A 16805-nucleotide genomic window follows, 5' to 3' on the forward strand; every position below is an offset into this window, starting at 1 on the left:
TTCAGGGAGTTGCGGCTACTCGACGCAACATGAAATGCAACAAGTGAGAGCGCGAATGGAAACGAATTTATCTTTCGAGGCGAAGAACGGAACCCTGTTCCTGTCTACGGCTCTCGGCGCCGTGAGTAATGCTCTAGACGACGCAATAGAAGCGCTTGCGCAGACGAAAGGTGTAGATGATCTTTCGTGGCTTGATGAGCTTCACCAAAAAGCTCTGGTTGCGGCAAAGGGAACGATTACTGAGGATGTTTCAATTGATGTCGAAGCTCCGGCGATTAAATTCGGCATCGATCTAATCAACGCGAAGTTTGCGGGATATCGAAAGAGCTTTTCAAGCGAGGTTTAGCGGTGAAGACTGTTTTTCTGCTAATGGCGCAATACGACGGGCGAGCGATTGTCCCTGTCGAACTGGTGTGCCGTGATTACTTTCCTCACCTAACGGTCAATCATTTCGTGCGTAAGGCGATGCGCGGAGAGATCAAGCTCCCGCTAATTTCCATCGAGCCGAGCCAGAAGGCCGCCAAGGGCATTCACGTGCATGATCTGGCTGAATACATAGACGCTCGCCGGACGGTCGCAAAGAGCGAAATGGAGGCATTCCTCCGTTGAACCGCCCGCGCCGCAAGCCCAAAGATACGCCCGGTGCTCACTTACTTCGCCAGCTTCATGCCGATCCCGATTTTGCCTCGGCCCGCGATGAGCGGGGCCGGGAGCGCTTCAAGACAAGGCGCGAGGAAATGCAGCGCCTCAGTAACGCGGCCCGTCGTGGTTACGACGTGCCGCCCGAGAGGGAGGCCGAGTGGAAGGCCCTCAAGGCGAAGCGGGCATTTTCTAATGAGGAAATCGGAATTATGCTCGGGTTGAAGCGGTGGCGCCGCCGGCGCCGCACTAGGACTTGATGGGGCGACGGGCAGCATGAAAAACAGACATGAAGAACTCGGTTATTGGACTGGCTGGCTTGCTGCCTTCGGCCTTGCTTCCGTCTTTTTCGTTGCCGTGGTGTGGCAATCACCAAATCTGCAAGCTGTCGCATGCGCCAAAGATGAAACTGACTGTTTCCGCGAGTGGCTGAGCGCGACGGGATCATGGGCGGCATTAATCGCAGCAATCCCGGCAGCATGGTTCGTATTTAAGCAGGTTGAGTTGCAACGGATGCTCGGGAAAGACACGCTATGGGTCTCGATAAAACGAGACCAGGTGGCCGCGGCTGATCTACGGGGAGTTTCCTCTCGTTTGCTTTCCGAAGTGAGAGGATACGAACGAAAAGATGGGATGAAATACGCAGGCCCAGAGGAACTCCGGAAGCAAATTCAGTCGGTAAGGGACGTGATTGCCGGTGACGACTTTGCTTGGTTGGAAAAAAACATCGCGCACATGTGGCGGGTCAACGCGAAAAAGGCCGTTGCAGACATTGATCAATATCTCAGCAATTTCGGTCCCGACATCGATGTCTCTCCCCCTAAACATGTCGAAGCGATCGTCTATTTCGCGTTTAACCTGTGTATTGCCTCGGCACGCGCCTATCTCGAAGACTGCATTGAGGTTCTTGATAAGGAACTTATATTCCACAAAAGGATGCTGGAAAGGTACGCCTGAAACATTTTAGGGACCGTACCCGGGAGGCCCCCTATGCGGGTCAACCGCCCCCCGGCTTCTCGCTGTTTTTCTGATTTCAATTTTTCCATTTCCATTTCCAACCGGGGAGGGCCGACGCGATGGCTTCGCTATTCGGAACCGGGAAGCGTCCCACCTTTTCTAACAAGGTCCGCAGCTTCCCCTAATCGCCGCGCAACTCCGTGCTGCGCGTTTCTGACAACGGTTTCAATTCGCTTTCGCTCTGGGATGTCACGCGTGATCATCGCAGGCAGCGCGTTGAAGGTCTCAACGCATGCCCCGACGATGTGATCAATCGCCGCGATAGCTTCTTCGGCGGGAACAAGCCGGCGGTTTCGCTCGGCAATACGCTGTTCAATTTCCTCGGCGCGGGCTCTCTTTACGCGCTGATCCTCCGAGGTTTTGGTTTGCTGTGAAGCCTTCTCTTGCCAATAGCGGGCATATCCGCGCGCCACACTCCCGAGGGTGACGCGACCAGGTGCCGGCCGTTCGATAAAACCATCCTTTACGAGAAGGCGAATGCGCTCCGCGCTCAGGCCGAGCAGCTTCCCGGCGGCCTCAAGCGAGATCAGCGATTGGCCGTCGCATTCGATAGTGGGATTGGTCGATTTTGATGCCATTTTCTCCAACTCCAAATGGAAAAACGAAAACCAAAAAAATAGGCAGGAGCCGGGGGTAATCGTACCCGCGTAAGGCGCCCCCGCCGTACGGTCCCTTGAAGGGGGGGAGAGGTTGAGGGACGCTTGAGAGCGTCCCGCCCTAGATCGGGCATCAACGACATGTCACATGATGTCACGGCGTCACGTTACGCATTACGATGTTTGTCCACCTGCCCGCCGCGTGCAAAACCGCGACATTCAGCCGAGTTCACTATCGGCCGGGAGAGAGAAATCATCGTCATCGCCGCCGCTCGATGCCTTCCCGCGCTTGTCCTTCCCGGCGTCGCCTTTCGGCTGGCCGAGCTCAAGGCGCGTGATCCATCCTGAGCGAGAATAATTGTGAGTTACGCCCTTGATCCGATATGTGCCATCGATCCCGGGCCGGCACTTGGCAACCACGCATGAGCCCTCGGGCTGCGCGCCGATGTTCCCCTCGATCGTTACCGTTCCCTCGCCGCTCTCCCTATCCAGTTCGGCCGCAAGGGCGGATGATCTCTGCTGAGCGCTACTCTCATCGCTCGCGTCAAATCGGTCGTAGTACGTTGTCGTCGCGTCCTCGGTCTCGGTCTCAGCGTCCTTTAACTTGTGTGCGGCCGCTTTTGGATCATACCAGCGTGTTTGAGCGGATTTCTCCAAAAAGCGGCCGGCGATCGGCGCGATGTCGTAATCGTGCAGGTTTTCACCCCATACCGCCCGAACGGTCGCAAGCGCCGCGCCGGCGGCGTTTACGCCTCCGTTTCGCTTGGCGAGTATCGCTCGATCGCCAACGATCTTGAATGTCCCGCCCACCTCGCGCGCGATACGCTCGCCAAATTCTGCGAAGCTCTCATTGTCTAGACCGATGTAATCGCGCGTGATTGACGCAAAGGAGGGATCGACGGCAACGGTGATACCGGCCTCGCGCCCGGTTTCCTGCAAGGCTTTCTCTATTGTTTCATCATCGAAATGCCTGCGCTGGCCCTGCTTAGCCTTGCTGCGCACATCCATGCTCTTTGCTGTGATCGAGATCGTTCGGCCGCTGCGGCCGCCGTTTGCACGCGGGGAACCGTCAACCGTGCCTCGAAAAACCTCTGCAACGCCTTCCCCTTCCCATCCGAGCTTGATGGAAACTGCCGCTTTACCGGACGGCAGAATTGCGCGCCCGTTGGTGTCGTCAAGCTCGATCGAGGCGCTATCACTCGACATTCCCGCCCGGTCGGAAACGCTCAGACTGATCAGGAGCGGAGATATCCGATCCGTCACGTTCACGCCGTCAACCCAAATTTCAGCGATGGCTTTTTTCATGATCTAAATCTCGCGTTGAAGGACACGGGGCGCCGACACCAGGCCGGCGCCGCCACATGTTGCGAAATTACGCCCGGCGTCCGCGCATGAGTGCTGCCGGGCGGGTGCAGATGTGCAAAACGTTGCGCTGCGTTTCGCCAAAAATGCCCTTGTCATTGGGCATCGGCCATTGCTTCGCGTAAGTCCGCAGGCCAACAGTGTTGACGGTATCGTTGTAATCGGCCGGCGCCCAATAAGTGCGGAAAAGATCGGAAACGCCGACAGGGAAAAAGCGAGCCTTGTCCTTATGGATGCCAATCAACGCGCCGTCGCCGCTATCCTCAAGGGCGCCGTAGTTTTCCCAAACGATCCCGCCGAACTCGAAAATCGGATTGGACGAGCGATTTTTTCCGACATAGCTCTCGCGGAGAATGCGGTTTTGATCCCATCCCTTGTATGTCTCGCGAACTTCCGGATGCCGTAGAAGCGACTTGAAAAAATCCTCCCCCACAAAAGCGTGAACGTGTTCAAAGACGAGACTGCCAACGATTTTCCGTGTCGCCGTGATTACGTTGGCGCATTTCTCTCGGAGAGCGCCATCAGCGGGGTTGGCGTTGTCGAGATCGAAGTTGATTTCGTCCGACTGCGCAACGCCGAATTTTGTGAACAGATCGAGCGTCTGCCCACCCTTATAGGTGACAATGCCTTGGATCGCGCCGATGCGGGAATATTCATCGGTAAGATCGAGGTCGGCAAGGTTGGCCGACATTTCCTCCATCACAACGTCTTGTACCTGGCGCAGAGCGGTTTCGCTGCCGAACGCCCTCACGCCCTGAACCTGATCGGCGTAAACTGCCCAATCACGCTGAAAATGTGGAATGGACAGGTTTTCGACAGAACGCTTGGGCATATCGCGCGTTTCGCCCGGGCCGCCGCGAGGCGTGGGGGCAACAAGTTGCAGAATATCGCCAATTCGCTCAATTGCGATTGTCAAAGTGCGAACGCCGCTTCCTCGAAAAAGACCCATGTTCTCGATGCGAGAGGGGCGCGGCTTCACGTCGCGAAGCGCGTCCGTCAGAGAGGTGACGCTGAAAGCGTCCTGATTGAAAATGTCCAACATTGCTTTTTTCCTTTATTCGTAACGGGAATTGATTTTGTTGGCGGCGCTGGCCCAACCCGCCTTTATGGTGTCGGGTGTTGCGCCCTCGGGCCTGCCGGTCGGGCCTACCTCGCGCTGTTCGAGGGCTCGCTCTGCGATCGATGGAATTCTCCGCGCATTCGGCGCCGGGTTGGCGTCTGCGGCCGGTGCAACTTCTTCAGGCATGGCCGCCAGCGCCGTTTTTGCCGTATCGACTGAAATGCCGGCAGTGAACGCCAGGCCATGAGCAGTTGCCGGCCGAGCCTTCGCCTCGGGCAGCGCGAGAATGGCCTTGATGCGCTCGCGCTCGTTCGTCGCAGCCAGCAAGATTGCAGATGCGGATTTTTCAGCCTCGGCATGAGCCGAGGGCAAGTCTTCTCTGTCCATCGTTAATGTCCTCTGTGGGGGTTTGCCCGCAGCCCGAGCGGGGCGGGATAATTCGGCTAGAACCTCATCGAGAGAGGCCATTCGATCCGCCAGCCCGGCGGCGATCGCTTCCTTTCCGATAAAGACATCCGCCTCGGTTTCGCGCGCTTTCTTGGCGCTCAATCGCGCCTTGCCGCGCCCGGCTTCTACAGTCTCAAGAAACTGATCGTAGAAAGCCAGAACGTCCTTTTGCATGTCTGCGCGGACGTTCTCAGGCAAAGGCGCAAAAGGATTGCCATCCACCTTTTTCGCGCCAGCGTGGATGAAGGTGACATTGATGCCCTTGGCGTCCATTTCGCGCGACCGATCCATATGCATCATCAGGACACCGATCGAGCCAACAAGGGAGGTTGGGGAAATTACGATCTCATCGGCCGCGCTCACGATGCCGTAAGCTGCGCTCGCCGCCACGTCGTTTACGACAGCAACGACGTGCATCGATTTCCGCAGGTTTCGGATTTTCGCCGCAACGGCCGCCATGCCGGTAGCTTCACCGCCATAGCTGTTCATGTCGATGACGAGGTTTTCGAGCCGCCCGGCCTTAACCTCGGCGGCGATCTCGTCAAGCTGCGCAGCAATACCCTCATACGAGGTCAAGCCCGAACTTGCACCGACCCAAGCCCCGCGGTTAACGAGCGATCCATCAACCGTGATAATCGCCGTTTTGCCAGCCGCCCGGGTGAACCGGCGGCCGGTCCCGTCGCCGCGCGCCGTCGTTCCGACGAACCGGCTTGCGTCCACCTGATCGGCGCTGCGGCCGAGCGTGATGCGGCCCTCAAGCACATGAAGGATGGTTGCCGCCTTGTCCGGATGCACCAAAAGCGGCCGGTTAAGGATGCGATCCGCGATCATGGGGAGAAAATTATCGGACATTATCTAACTCCGGAATTTGAGAACGCGCCGTGCATCTGGTCGCGGAGGCTGTTTCGAATTCGCTTTTCGACCTCGCGCGCAACCTCCTCGGGATTTGTCACGCCGTTGATGTGGTTAATGATTTTGATGTCGCGGACGCCGCCAGCTTTGCTTGCCGGCGTGATCGTTCCGGCCGTCTTAGGTCTGAAAACCTCTGGCTCGTCCCCGTCACCGACGATAAAGGAACCGCCGGGCCAGACAGGACCGCCGTTCTTTCGATGGCCGGTAACATTGCCCATGCTGTCATATTCGGGCGTTCCGCCAGCGCCGCCACTGGCGCCGCCCTCGGCCTCGCCGCCTCCCCATGTCAGGGCATTCTTGATCGAGGTTCCGAGGTTCTGCGCCCACTGCACCGCGTTTTGTATCTTCGCGATCAAATCATTGATCGCCTCGACAACAGTACGGACGGCACCGCCGACAACGCCGCCGACAGTTTCGCCCCACGCACGCCATTCGGTGTTTGTGGCTTTGATCGGCCCGAGCATGTTGCTTACGGCCGAATATATCCGCTCAGCAAAGCCGGCGATCGGCTCCATGATGGGGCGAACCGGTTCGAGGGCTTCCATGAAGCCCTTTCCCACGCCTTGGAAGAACGAGACCAAACCATCCCAATTGTTATAGATGAGCGTCCCGGCCGCAGCGATGCCGGCGATGACGGCCCCGACGCCTGTAAACATCAAAGCGCCGCGCAACAGGAATGCCGATCGACGCACAAGGTTGAGGGGGTTCAAGATAGAGAGAACCCCTTTCCCCAAGCTCTTGAAAGCGATGGCAGCCGCCCCGCTTGGCCCGAGGATCGCCGCAGAGGCGGCAAAGCCTACAAGGCCTCGGCGGGCGGCCGAGATACCGGCGATGATCGGCCCGAAGGCCATAGCCTTGATACCTCTGCCGGCAAAAATCGCCGCCTTGCCGACAGTGTTGTAACCGAGGGCGAGCATCGAGAGCGCGCCGCCTCGGCCCATGAGGCCAAGGAATTTGAGGCTCGCAACGGCAACCTTGAAGCCGACAACAGCAGTTGTTGCCGCAACGAGGTTGCGGATAAGTTCGGGGTGCGCTTCCGACCAGTCCGACAATTTGAGCAGGACCGGGCCGAGTGCTTTCATGGTCTGGTTGAGTGCCGGCAACAGCGCCCCACCGATCGTCATCGCTATGTCCGAAATTTGAGATTTGAACATCTGCCACTTGTAAGCCGACGTGGCGGCGCGCTTCTCGAACTCCTTGCCGACGCTGTTAAGGTATTTTTGCTCATCGGCAGTCAGCGACAGAGCTTTTCGGAGGAGCTCTGTGTTTTTGAGAAGCGGAACGAGTGCGGCGGCCTCATCCCCGAACAGACCGGACATTACAGCGGCCTGCATATGCTCGGGAAGCTGGCCGAGCTTCTCGATAACTTTCATGGTTGTGCCAACAGCGTCTTTCTGCATCGCCTTGGCAACCTTCTTGGCGTCTAGGCCAAGCGTCTCATACGCTCCGCGCTGCGCTTTTGTGGCGCTGGCCCCCTTGGTGAGCGCGCGGCCCATGTTGCGGAACGAGGTAGCCGCTACGTCGGCATTGAAGCCGGCGGAGATCATCGCGGCGCCGAATGCAACCGACTGCTCTTTCGCGAAACCAAAGAACTCCCCCTGCACTGCGACCCGCTTCGTAAAATCGATGAGCTCGGGTGCATTCGTTGCCAGGCTGTCCGAAACATAGTTGATCGCGTCGGCATAGGCGGCCGTCTGCGCGTTCGTCAGATTGAGGGCCGTGCGGATTTTTGCGAGGGCTTCGCCAGCTTGGCCGCCCGTTACTTCCCACGCGACGGCGGCCTGTGCCGTCAAGCGAGTGAAATCGTACAAATCCTCGTCCGGTACGCCAGCCTGAGCCGCAGCCGCAGAGAGCGCGGCCAGATCGCTTACGGCCATAGGTATCTCGTTTTTTGCGAGATTTCGAAGCTGCTTTGCATAGGCCGCGAGCCCGGCATCGTCAAAGCCGGAAACCTTGGCGATGTCAGCCATCGCGCTTTCGAAGTCCATGGCGGCCGTTAGCGGCGCTTGTATTGCGGATTTGAGAGCATAGAAGCCGATCGCCGCATCTGCGAGACCGCCTCGGGCACGGTCAAGCGCTGCGTTGTTCTGCGCCATTGCCACCGACAATCGGTTACCGAGACCAGCGTTGGCGGCTTGGTTCAACCCGAGCAGCGATTTTGACGCTGCCCGGGCCGGAGCCGTAACCTGATCGATGAGACGAACGACCAGAGAGGAGGTTAGCGAACTTGCTGCCATAACATCGAGGAGCGCTTTATGCGCTCAACCTCCTTATGCATTCGCATGATGAGCGAGATGCGGGTTGATCTAACTGTTGGGAAAGGAGTGCTGAGGACGGCCGAGATTTCGGCCGCAACTCGATCGAGGCCGCCACGGGCGCGTGCCCAAAGAAGGATGACGGCAAGGTTCAATCCTTGCCCTTCTCCTTCTCCGGCGCCGCCAATAAAGGGACGGCAAGCTCTCCGAGGGCGGCGAAATCGTCGCGATGGATGCGCTTGAGCGCCTCATCAGGAAGGCCGGAGACAGCGCCGATGATGCCCCTGATCTGCGCGACCTTCATCGGCTTTCCTTCGATGATGCCGAGATCATCGATCTTTTCGAGCGCCTCGATGTCAGGTTCTTTCAAAACGACCGAGGAAATATTGCCATCAGGCCCGGCAACGGGGTGAATGAGCTTGTGCTCAACGGTTCGCCAAGTTGCGACAGGGGTTTGGGTGTCCTGCATCATTTCATTTCTCCGTTTTTGGATTGGGCTTTTCTGACGCGCATAGCCTTCCGCATGGCGGCAATCTCTTCCTCGACCGCGCCGAGGACGCGCCGCAGATCGGCAGGGTGAAGTTTTCTTATCGTCGCCTCTGAGGCTCCCGACAGGCGGGAGACATGTCGGATCGCCTCATCAAGCGTCGGATCGGCAACGGCAGTTATCCGATCGAAGGCGGCGCGACCTGGCGTCCGGATTTCAATGAAAGTGATCTCGCGACCGGCAAGCTGAATTGGGCGAGAGAGATCAATTCGCTGCATCGGGACGCTCCCCGTTGCCTTGATCAAGGATCGCCTTACCGTTCTCGCTTTCGAGAAAGATTTCGCCTTGGCAGGCTTGATAGATTTCCTCGATCGCGCGCGAGAGTTCGGCAAAATCGGCGGCACTGAGGTTCCGAAGCGCAACTTCGCCGTAGCAAGTCATGCGGCAGGCGAACCAGATTACTTGCGAATAGGTGAAGCCTGCGACGGAACTTCTCGAATTCCGCATGCTCTTAAGGCAGCCGTCAGACGGTTTGCGAACAACAATTCGACCGACCGAAACGGACCCATCCAGCAACAATGGTCGAGAGAGTGGAACAGTCAGCATGTCAGGCCTCGATACCGAGGATCGCGAGAGGGTTCGCGTCCGCTCGGCGGGCGATGCGCCATCCGTCCGCGTCGGCGGCCTCAATGAACGCCTCCTCCTCGCGCTCCGCTTGAAGCAAATCGGCGTCGATCTTGGCGAGTTTTTTGGCTCGCTGTTCTTCCGTCAGCGTATCCGGACTATCCGGCAGGATCATCGCTTCGAGCTTGGCGAGAACCTCGTCACGGAAGATTGCCAGTAGAAGTGCTCCGGCTCCTATGCCCGAAGATCGCCCGTCATTGTCGATCACTGAGGCGAGGCGGAAAGGATCGCCGGAATGGACACGGGGATCGAAAAAGGTCTCGCCTGCCTTCGCCGCTTTATCCAGCGCCACTTTGACAGCGGCAATGTACTGATCGCGTGGGATGGGAGCGATAGAAACATCGGCATGTTGCTTCTTGAGCGCCGCAATCCGCCCACGCGTTTCATCGATTGACCGCGGCCGCGTGGTTGGCTTCGCTGGCTCAAACAATCCACTGTGATCATCGATAACGGCGGCGCACTTACGGAGGAGATTATCGAACTCCTCCCAAGCATCGCGAAACTTGGGAATTTCGTCCGCGAGTTGTTTGATCTGGACGCTGACCGCTGCCTTGCGCTCGTTAAATCCCTTCTCGGCGTCGGTGCTGAGTTTCTGACCGCCGAGGCGGGCGACGAACTCGGAGCGCTCGATAACGATGTCATTGGCCCGCTTATGAAGGTCATCCTTCTGCGCGTAGACCTGTCTGACTGCCCCAAGATGATATTCCGACCGCTCACCAAGCTTGATGGCCTTTTCTCGGGCTTTCGAGGGAAGTTTCTTTAGCTGTGCGGGAGAGAATTGCATCGATTGGCTCCGGGTTACGGAGCCAATTCACCATTTTCAGCAGATCGGGATAAGGTGGCACGGCTGGACACGGCCGCCCTTTTGCGCGCGACATTCATCTCGCCGGGCGGGACCGGCGGGAGAACGAGACGAGAAAAATGTTTTATCAGCCTCGGATGCAATCGATCTCCCGTGCGGAAAATTTCAAGCGCTTCCATGTCGCCGTTGAGGTACATTTCGAGGGCGGGGCCAGAAATTTGCCATGGGCCGCAGTTGCCTGGCTGACGGCCGATGCCATGACTGATACACCAGCGCTTGATTGTCTTGATGTCCTTCCCCGATCTTCGCCGCGCCTCTTTCAGGCTGATAATTTCGGCTTCCGCCATCGGGACAGGAAATGCTTTTTCCTCGCATGAATTCATCGAACACCTCGATGCTCACTATTGAGCAAGATCGAAATTTCGGCGTTCACTACCTCGGTAAATGCGCTCAACTCGGCATCTATCGCATCGCTGTCAAAACCGAACTCGCTGAGCTCGGAAACCAGTTGACGCGTTGCACGATTGTAAGCCGATTGAGCCTTATTGTGAGGTCCATTGAAAATACGCTCTGCGATGATCCGGGCTCGGCCAACCTGCCGCGAAAGCGGAAAAGCAAAAATCTTAGCTGCGGGCCTCGACACATCGAATAGGTCGAGTTGGTTGCGGTCGCTCATACCTCACCCTCGCGTTTTGAGACTATTTCGTCCGCTTTCCCCATGGAGACGGAGGGTGAGACTGTTTCGTCAGCAAAGAGTGAGACTATTTCGTCCGCTTTTCCGGAATTTGAGACTGTTTCGTCCACATTCCCCTTATATACGGATAGCGTGACGTTTTCGTCCCATTTCGCTTTCCGTCGATGGTATGTGGAACGGCTGATGCCTTTATCTTCCCAAGGTTTGGATTGCGCCGCAGATTGGGGGCGCGGCGTCGCGCCCCCTGCCTCACGCTTCCTGCGCTGTCTTTCTCGATCGAGACGTTTGCGCCTATCATCCTTATTTTCATCGATAGAACCGATGTTCCGGATACCGAGGAGCGTGCGCTCGTCCGAGGTCAATTCAACAAATAGCCCCACCGCCTCGCCGTCCATCATTTTGAAAGGCTGCGATCCCGCTGCGCGGCGCGCCGCCGCCGCGCGGGCTGCTATCGGCGCGATAATCTGCTGAGTGCCATCCCTTAGATCAATACCAATGGAGACACAGACGGCCTCGACCGTTCTATCCGTCACAGTGACGTGTAGCGCGGCCGAAATGTCGGCTGCGACGGTTATCCAAGCCGGAAGGTGTCCAACAGACTTCCCTTGCGCCCGCCGATGCCGCGCGAGGCCTTTGAGGGCCTTGCGCACGGACAGGGCGAACATTTCTTCGGGCGTCCACTCCTTATGTCGGCGTGAGGGTGTGCCGGCTCCATCCTGATAATCAAGGCGGATGATCTTCCGCGCGTGATCTGTGTTTTCGCGACTTGCAATGAATGTCTTACTTCGCATCTTTGCCGCTCCTCAACCTGCGGCCATCTGGCAGACCGAGCAGCGTAGCCGCTTGCCGGCCGCTGACGCCGGCAAGACGACATCGGCCGAGTGACCGCAGCCCGTGCATGTGATAGTGCGCGTGATTTTCGCAACCGCCTTCTCCGCCTCGCTGCGGATGGCAGCTTTCGAAGGCCGGCTTTTCGCCGGCCTCGTTTTCGTTCGTCGGGAATATTGGGCCAAGATCGTCTACGGCCTCGGCCCCATGGCGGCGCGCGCGGTCGGCCCGCGCGCGCTTGGAATGGTCAATTTTGCTCACTGGCGTCGCCCTCGAAATGCTGCCGAAGTTTGCTGCGGGAGGCAACCCATCGGCCCTGTATGCTCTTTGCGGGTACAGAGCCCGTGGCGAGCAAATGATAGGTCTGTGTCTTTGTCCTGCCGATCACTTTCGCAATAGCGTCGGCGCCCCACACAAGGTCAAGACTATCTGCTTTTGCTGCCTCAGCCATTGGAAACCCTCCCGATCCGGAGATCGGCTCCATGCTCTCCCGGGCGCAGCGCGTTCGCGGCGACGGCGATAAGTTCGTCTCGATCGGCAATATCCGCCGCATCAAGCGGGGAGCGGCCGAGCAATTCCGTTTCGATGGCCTCGATCTGATCGCCAAGGGCCTCGCTGAGAGCGTCCGCGAAGTCCTCAAGCTCATCGCGCTTCATATGGTTGGCGAGGTTGGATGTGAGCCCCGCCGTTGTGCGCATTGATACGAGAGCGGAAAGCGCGCTCTCCAGGTCGGGGAGCGTCATTGCGGCGAAAAACTCCTCGGGGGCAGCTTTCGCAGTGTCGATATTTTTGTTAGACATGTCGAACTCCTTGATGTTTGCGGTTTCGTGAACGGGCCGATGCGGTTGCAGCCGCATCGGCTATGCCTTCTCAGGCAGCCCGTTCTTTTTCGCCGCTGTTTTCCGAGAAAATTTTTTCGAGTTGAAAGGTGACTTCACCTGTCAGCGTCCGCCGGTTTTTCTCAGCGGAAACGCGGATACGTTCCTTTAAGTCGTTGGGAAGCCTGATCATTAACGTGGGGTCTTTTCGGGCCATAGCTGTTACCTCTTGTTAAGCACGGTGCTTAATAAAGCACAGTGCTTTATTGCAAGTCAATAAGCACCGTGCTTTATTTCAGCCATGGCTAGAAACGAACCACAAGTGAACCTGAGAATGCCGGCGGACTTGAAAGAGGAGCTTGAAAAAGCTGCTTTGGAGAACGGCAGATCGTTAACCGCTGAAATCGTATTGAGGCTGCGAGGTAGCCTTCCAACGCAGGGCAATTTGCAGCAAAAACTGGAAGCGATCGCGGCCGGAACCTTTGTACCGGATCAAAGGCCGCTCGATATCTTCGACGCGGAAGGCTTCGACCCTGCGGAATTAAATAAATCGATGCGAGAGATGCGAGCGCAACTCGCGTCTTTGCGGCGCACAGTCGAGGAATACACGGCGATATGGAAATTCGACCCCAACGGCGAACCTGATCAGGAGGAAGCAAAAGAGCGAGTGCGAGATTTCGTTCGTGCTCTGGCTAAAGCTGACGCGCGCCGCGATCGAGAAGCAGACGTAGCCGGGGGCGGGAAGGAATGAGCGTCCGCAAGCGGGAATGGACCACACCCAAGGGCGAGAAAAAGTCTGCTTGGGTTGCGGATTACGTTGATACAACAGGCAAGCGAAGGCTCAAAACGTTCCGTCTGAAAAAGGAGGCCGATGCATTCGCTACAACGGCATCGGTCGAAGTGCGCGAAGGTGTCCACGTGGCGGATAAGGCCACGGTGACAGTCGCGGAAGCGGGGAAGCTATGGATAGTGTCCGCAACGGCCGCCGGATTGGAGCGATCATCAATCGAGGATTATGAGAGAACTCTCCGGCTCCATATCGTCCCGTTCATCGGTGAGAGCAAACTCAACACGCTGAATACCGCGCGTCTGCGCTCGTTTGAGGATAAGTTGCGCGAGGAGGGCCGATCTCCCTCGATGATCAAGCGGGTGATGATGACGCTCGGCACATTGTTGGCGGATGCGCAGGAACGCGGCCTCGTTATCAGGAATGCAGCCCGCGAAATGCAAGCCAGGCGCGGAAAGAGCGCAAACCGCCATGAGAAGCGTCAGAAGGGCCGATTGAAGGTCGGCGTAGATATTCCAACGCGAGAAGACGTGAAAGCGCTGCTGAGCGTGACAGAGGGCCGATGGCGGGCGTTTATTCTGACGGCCGCGTTCTGCGGCCTCAGGGCGTCGGAACTGCGCGGTCTTAGATGGCAAGATATTGATTTCGAAAAAAAGCAGGTTCGGGTTCACCAGCGCGCGGATCGTTTCAACGATATCGGCCGGCCGAAATCTGTTGCGGGAGAACGGACTGTGCCGGCCCCCGCGCTTGTGATCAATGCCCTCAAAGAATGGAAACTTGCATGCCCACGCCGCGACACCGGTAAAACTGACGCCGATGGCAATCCGATCGCGGTCCACGATTTAGTTTTCCCGAACGGCTTAGGGAAGGTTGAAAGCTTGAAGAATATCTTGCGCCGGGGCATCCATCCACTGTGGGTGAAAGCCGGAATTGTAACTGATAGTGGCGAACTCGATGAGGACGGAAAGCCCGTGCTGGCGCCGAAATACTCCGGCCTTCATTGCCTACGCCACTGGTTCGCGTCGTGGTGTATAAATCGGCGTGAAGATGGAGGGCTCGGCCTGCCTCCAAAGCTGGTTCAAGAGCGCATGGGGCATTCTACTATCGCAATGACGATGGATACGTACGGACACCTTTTCCCGCGCGATGACGACGGCTCAGAACTGGCGAACGCAGCCGACTTCTTTTTATCTTGACGCGACACAGACGCAACATGTAAGGCAAAACCCCATATTCTCCGGGCAGTAGATTATGATTTGTAATCAGGGGGTCACGAGTTCGAACCTTGTCGGGGGCACCAGTATTTTCACTAGCTTGAACCTGTCCCCACCCGCACTTCTGTTGCTCTTCCGGACCGTATCTACCGCTTGATGTGGTAAAGCTTGTGCACGATCGACCAGTTGCCTTCGTGTTCCAGCAGGGACAGGTATTCGTAAAAATCCATCCCATCGAAACTTGTCGTCAGCTTCACCGAGGCGCTGTCGCCCTCCTTGTCGATGCCGATGATTTCGAACGTGGGGTCGTGATCGGGAAGGCCGCGTTCGGTTTTTCGCATCTGGTCAACGAAGTCCTCCAGAGACAGCCATTCGGTCTCGCCCTCGAAGGTGCCGACGATGCTGGCGCGGGGATCAAAAACGTCACGCATCAGGCCCTCATCGGCATAGGCCATGGCGTGCACATAGTCCGTGACGGTCTGGGTAATGGTTTGCGGCATCGGATCATCCCTCCCTTCAGATCCAAAAGCAGAGCTTACACCCGTTGGTGAGTTTCCACCATAACCTCCTGAAAACGTGCCTGTTACGCCTTCGCAAAAGTGTTTTACGGTGGCCTGCCACAAAGGCGTCGTGCTGAGTGGCGGCATGTTTTGCTGCCGCTTTCCACAATTTTGTCCCGCCTGTCATTATAGTCGCCTTGGGTCCGACAAATTTCGGCATCAAGGGCTTTTCCGCCGGTCATCCTGCGGAGTGTCATGAGGCTTTTATGTGGGCTTTGCCGGTTTAACCGCCGGTGCGGGGTGCCGCGCGGGGTGGATTTGGCCTATGATCCGCCCGCAGGTCTTGTGACGGTGGTATCAGGCATGCGGGTAACAGTTTGCGTTTGAAGGTGTTTTTGTGATCGATCCCTATGTTTTGCTTGGCGTGGAGCGCGATGCCGACGAGGCGGCGGTCAAGTCGGCTTATCGCAAGGTTGCCAAGGCAGCCCATCCCGACAGCGGTGGCGACGCGGATCAATTCGCCCGCCTGCAAACGGCCTACGAGCTTTTGAAGGATCCGGTGCGCCGCAAGGTGTTCGATGACACAGGTTACGACCCGCAGCTTGCCGATGCCAAGGACTTGAAGGGCCTGCTGATGCTTGAAACGCTGGTCAACGAGTTCATTCTGGATGAGCGCGAGCCCGGAAGTTTTGATCCCGTGGCCGCCATGCGCCGCAAGCTGACCGACGATATTCTCAAAAGCCGCTTCCATATTCTGGAACTTGAACGGCACCGCACGCGGGTTCGCAAACATATGGATCGTCTTGGCCGCAAGCCGGAGACTGATGTGCTGAGTTCCATGCTGCGCGCCCGCAGCCAGTCGATCGCCGAAGCCATCCGCAATGCGGAAGCCCAGATCGAGGCAATCGAGCAGGCCTATACGATGCTTGAGGGCTATTCCTATGAGCTGGAGACCATGGTGCTTTCCGAGCCGCTGCTGAAAGGCGAGGCGGCGGAATAATCGCTCTTCAGGGACCGTTGACCAGTGCGAGAATGAGCTTGTGCACCCGCCCGCCGGGGGAAAGCTCGTCGCGGTCGAAATCACGGCCGCGCTGGCGCTGCTCGTTGGAAAGCTCGCCCAGCCGTTGCTGCAGGACAACGCGCACCTTCTGGCATTTCGGATCGTTTTCTGCCCGGAGGCCAGTGCTGAAGGCTTCGATCTTCTGCACCATGTCGAGAATATGTTCGCCATGGACACGTTCATGGGTTTCGACGCCGGAAATGAAGGTTTTCCAGCTGGCGGCAACGGCGGGTGGCAATTGCGCCGGTGCTTTCGGCCAGGTGTAGATGATGGTGAGATTGGGCCTTGCGGTGGCCAGCACACAGGCGCCGTCTGGCTGCGGACGATAATCCCGCCGCCAGGTTAGCTTGAAGGTCGTGTGGGCGATCGCCTGCACGCCGGCGGTCGGGCCGCGTTCGCCGATCGACTGGTATAGTGCACCGCCGGTATTACCGCTGATGGCATAGGTTTTTATCTGCTCTGCGGGTTTCCAGCCGGTGGATTGTGCGGACAGCGGAACGGCGCTTAGCAACATCATGACGGTGCTGGTGGCGAGGGCGGATATGGTCTTGGCGGGCACGCATGGATCCTTGGTGATTTGCGAGCCGAAGATAGGCGAGAGGCGGGCTGTCAGGCAAGGGTCTGTGCGATGGGATTGCCAGAT

The 16805-nt window shown here is 57.7% G+C and carries 24 protein-coding genes; 7 read left to right on the forward strand and 17 right to left on the reverse strand.

Features of this window, described 5'->3' with window-relative positions; all coding sequences use genetic code 11:
* Window positions 1–55 precede the first annotated feature (55 nt).
* Genes ACQZ5F_RS02860 through ACQZ5F_RS02875 form a run of 4 tightly spaced genes read left to right on the forward strand, consistent with a single transcriptional unit; the run spans window position 56 to window position 1596 of the window.
* Complete coding sequence (locus tag ACQZ5F_RS02860) at window positions 56–346, forward strand: hypothetical protein (RefSeq protein ID WP_448730997.1); 291 nt, start codon at window positions 56–58, stop codon at window positions 344–346.
* A gap of 2 nt (window positions 347–348) precedes the next feature.
* A complete protein-coding gene (locus ACQZ5F_RS02865) occupies window positions 349–609 on the forward strand; it encodes a pyocin activator PrtN family protein (protein ID WP_448730996.1) in 261 nt (86 codons plus the stop codon).
* Complete coding sequence (locus tag ACQZ5F_RS02870; RefSeq protein ID WP_448739309.1) at window positions 606–899, forward strand: hypothetical protein; 294 nt, start codon at window positions 606–608, stop codon at window positions 897–899. The genes ACQZ5F_RS02865 and ACQZ5F_RS02870 overlap by 4 nt, the downstream gene beginning before the upstream one ends.
* 16 nt (window positions 900–915) lie before the next feature.
* Window positions 916–1596 carry a hypothetical protein gene (locus ACQZ5F_RS02875; RefSeq protein ID WP_448730995.1) on the forward strand — a complete coding sequence of 227 codons (681 nt, stop codon included), beginning with the start codon at window positions 916–918 and terminating at the stop codon, window positions 1594–1596.
* A 128-nt stretch (window positions 1597–1724) separates the two neighbouring features.
* Here ACQZ5F_RS02875 and ACQZ5F_RS02880 read toward each other — a convergent pair whose 3' ends face one another.
* The 15 genes from ACQZ5F_RS02880 to ACQZ5F_RS02950 all read right to left on the reverse strand — a co-directional run bounded on the left by ACQZ5F_RS02880 (window position 1725) and on the right by ACQZ5F_RS02950 (window position 12818).
* Window positions 1725–2234, reverse strand: a complete 510-nt coding sequence (locus ACQZ5F_RS02880; protein WP_448730994.1) for a hypothetical protein — start codon at window positions 2232–2234, stop codon at window positions 1725–1727.
* A 237-nt stretch (window positions 2235–2471) separates the two neighbouring features.
* Complete coding sequence (locus ACQZ5F_RS02885) at window positions 2472–3557, reverse strand: phage late control D family protein (protein WP_448730993.1); 1086 nt, start codon at window positions 3555–3557, stop codon at window positions 2472–2474.
* A gap of 67 nt (window positions 3558–3624) precedes the next feature.
* Window positions 3625–4656, reverse strand: a complete 1032-nt coding sequence (locus ACQZ5F_RS02890) for a major capsid protein (RefSeq protein WP_448730992.1) — start codon at window positions 4654–4656, stop codon at window positions 3625–3627.
* A 12-nt stretch (window positions 4657–4668) separates the two neighbouring features.
* Complete coding sequence (locus tag ACQZ5F_RS02895; protein WP_448730991.1) at window positions 4669–5973, reverse strand: S49 family peptidase; 1305 nt, start codon at window positions 5971–5973, stop codon at window positions 4669–4671.
* Entirely contained in the window at window positions 5973–8129 is a 2157-nt protein-coding gene (locus ACQZ5F_RS02900) for a phage tail tape measure protein (RefSeq protein ID WP_448730990.1), read from the reverse strand. Before ACQZ5F_RS02900 ends, ACQZ5F_RS02895 begins: the two co-directional genes overlap by 1 nt.
* Window positions 8130–8439: 310 nt before the next feature.
* Window positions 8440–8760, reverse strand: coding sequence for a phage tail assembly protein (locus tag ACQZ5F_RS02905; RefSeq protein ID WP_448730989.1), 321 nt, complete (start codon window positions 8758–8760; stop codon window positions 8440–8442).
* Window positions 8757–9080: a phage tail assembly protein gene (locus tag ACQZ5F_RS02910; RefSeq protein WP_448730988.1), complete on the reverse strand. Its 324-nt coding sequence runs from the start codon at window positions 9078–9080 to the stop codon at window positions 8757–8759. The genes ACQZ5F_RS02905 and ACQZ5F_RS02910 overlap by 4 nt, the downstream gene beginning before the upstream one ends.
* A complete protein-coding gene (locus tag ACQZ5F_RS02915) occupies window positions 9040–9381 on the reverse strand; it encodes a hypothetical protein (protein ID WP_448730987.1) in 342 nt (113 codons plus the stop codon). The genes ACQZ5F_RS02910 and ACQZ5F_RS02915 overlap by 41 nt, the downstream gene beginning before the upstream one ends.
* A 1-nt stretch (window position 9382) precedes the next feature.
* A complete protein-coding gene (locus ACQZ5F_RS02920; RefSeq protein WP_448730986.1) occupies window positions 9383–10243 on the reverse strand; it encodes a hypothetical protein in 861 nt (286 codons plus the stop codon).
* Window positions 10244–10257: 14 nt separating this feature from the next.
* A complete protein-coding gene (locus tag ACQZ5F_RS02925; RefSeq protein WP_448730985.1) occupies window positions 10258–10644 on the reverse strand; it encodes a hypothetical protein in 387 nt (128 codons plus the stop codon).
* Window positions 10641–10937, reverse strand: a complete 297-nt coding sequence (locus ACQZ5F_RS02930; RefSeq protein ID WP_448730984.1) for a DUF6074 family protein — start codon at window positions 10935–10937, stop codon at window positions 10641–10643. The genes ACQZ5F_RS02925 and ACQZ5F_RS02930 overlap by 4 nt, the downstream gene beginning before the upstream one ends.
* A complete protein-coding gene (locus ACQZ5F_RS02935; RefSeq protein ID WP_448730983.1) occupies window positions 10934–11746 on the reverse strand; it encodes a hypothetical protein in 813 nt (270 codons plus the stop codon). Before ACQZ5F_RS02935 ends, ACQZ5F_RS02930 begins: the two co-directional genes overlap by 4 nt.
* A 284-nt stretch (window positions 11747–12030) precedes the next feature.
* The gene (locus ACQZ5F_RS02940) at window positions 12031–12234 is read right to left on the reverse strand and encodes a DNA-binding protein (protein WP_448730982.1); all 204 of its coding nucleotides are present in this window, start codon (window positions 12232–12234) and stop codon (window positions 12031–12033) included.
* The gene (locus ACQZ5F_RS02945) at window positions 12227–12583 is read right to left on the reverse strand and encodes a hypothetical protein (protein WP_448730981.1); all 357 of its coding nucleotides are present in this window, start codon (window positions 12581–12583) and stop codon (window positions 12227–12229) included. The genes ACQZ5F_RS02940 and ACQZ5F_RS02945 overlap by 8 nt, the downstream gene beginning before the upstream one ends.
* A gap of 70 nt (window positions 12584–12653) precedes the next feature.
* Complete coding sequence (locus ACQZ5F_RS02950; RefSeq protein ID WP_448730980.1) at window positions 12654–12818, reverse strand: Arc family DNA-binding protein; 165 nt, start codon at window positions 12816–12818, stop codon at window positions 12654–12656.
* An 84-nt stretch (window positions 12819–12902) separates the two neighbouring features.
* Between ACQZ5F_RS02950 and ACQZ5F_RS02955 the strand changes: the two genes are divergently transcribed.
* Complete coding sequence (locus tag ACQZ5F_RS02955) at window positions 12903–13352, forward strand: Arc family DNA-binding protein (protein ID WP_448730979.1); 450 nt, start codon at window positions 12903–12905, stop codon at window positions 13350–13352.
* Window positions 13349–14584 carry a tyrosine-type recombinase/integrase gene (locus tag ACQZ5F_RS02960; RefSeq protein ID WP_448730978.1) on the forward strand — a complete coding sequence of 412 codons (1236 nt, stop codon included), beginning with the start codon at window positions 13349–13351 and terminating at the stop codon, window positions 14582–14584. The genes ACQZ5F_RS02955 and ACQZ5F_RS02960 overlap by 4 nt, the downstream gene beginning before the upstream one ends.
* Window positions 14585–14748: 164 nt before the next feature.
* Here ACQZ5F_RS02960 and ACQZ5F_RS02965 read toward each other — a convergent pair whose 3' ends face one another.
* Window positions 14749–15102 carry a nuclear transport factor 2 family protein gene (locus ACQZ5F_RS02965; protein WP_046798136.1) on the reverse strand — a complete coding sequence of 118 codons (354 nt, stop codon included), beginning with the start codon at window positions 15100–15102 and terminating at the stop codon, window positions 14749–14751.
* Window positions 15103–15499: 397 nt separating this feature from the next.
* On the opposite strand from ACQZ5F_RS02965, the gene ACQZ5F_RS02970 reads away from it, so the two are divergent.
* Window positions 15500–16102, forward strand: coding sequence for a J domain-containing protein (locus ACQZ5F_RS02970; RefSeq protein ID WP_046798137.1), 603 nt, complete (start codon window positions 15500–15502; stop codon window positions 16100–16102).
* A 7-nt stretch (window positions 16103–16109) separates the two neighbouring features.
* Here the strand turns inward: ACQZ5F_RS02970 and ACQZ5F_RS02975 are convergent, their stop codons facing one another.
* Window positions 16110–16679 carry a DUF922 domain-containing Zn-dependent protease gene (locus tag ACQZ5F_RS02975; RefSeq protein WP_263647256.1) on the reverse strand — a complete coding sequence of 190 codons (570 nt, stop codon included), beginning with the start codon at window positions 16677–16679 and terminating at the stop codon, window positions 16110–16112.
* Between the last annotated feature and the right edge of the window lie 126 nt (window positions 16680–16805).

Source organism: Agrobacterium sp. 22-210-1 (genome assembly GCF_053522525.1).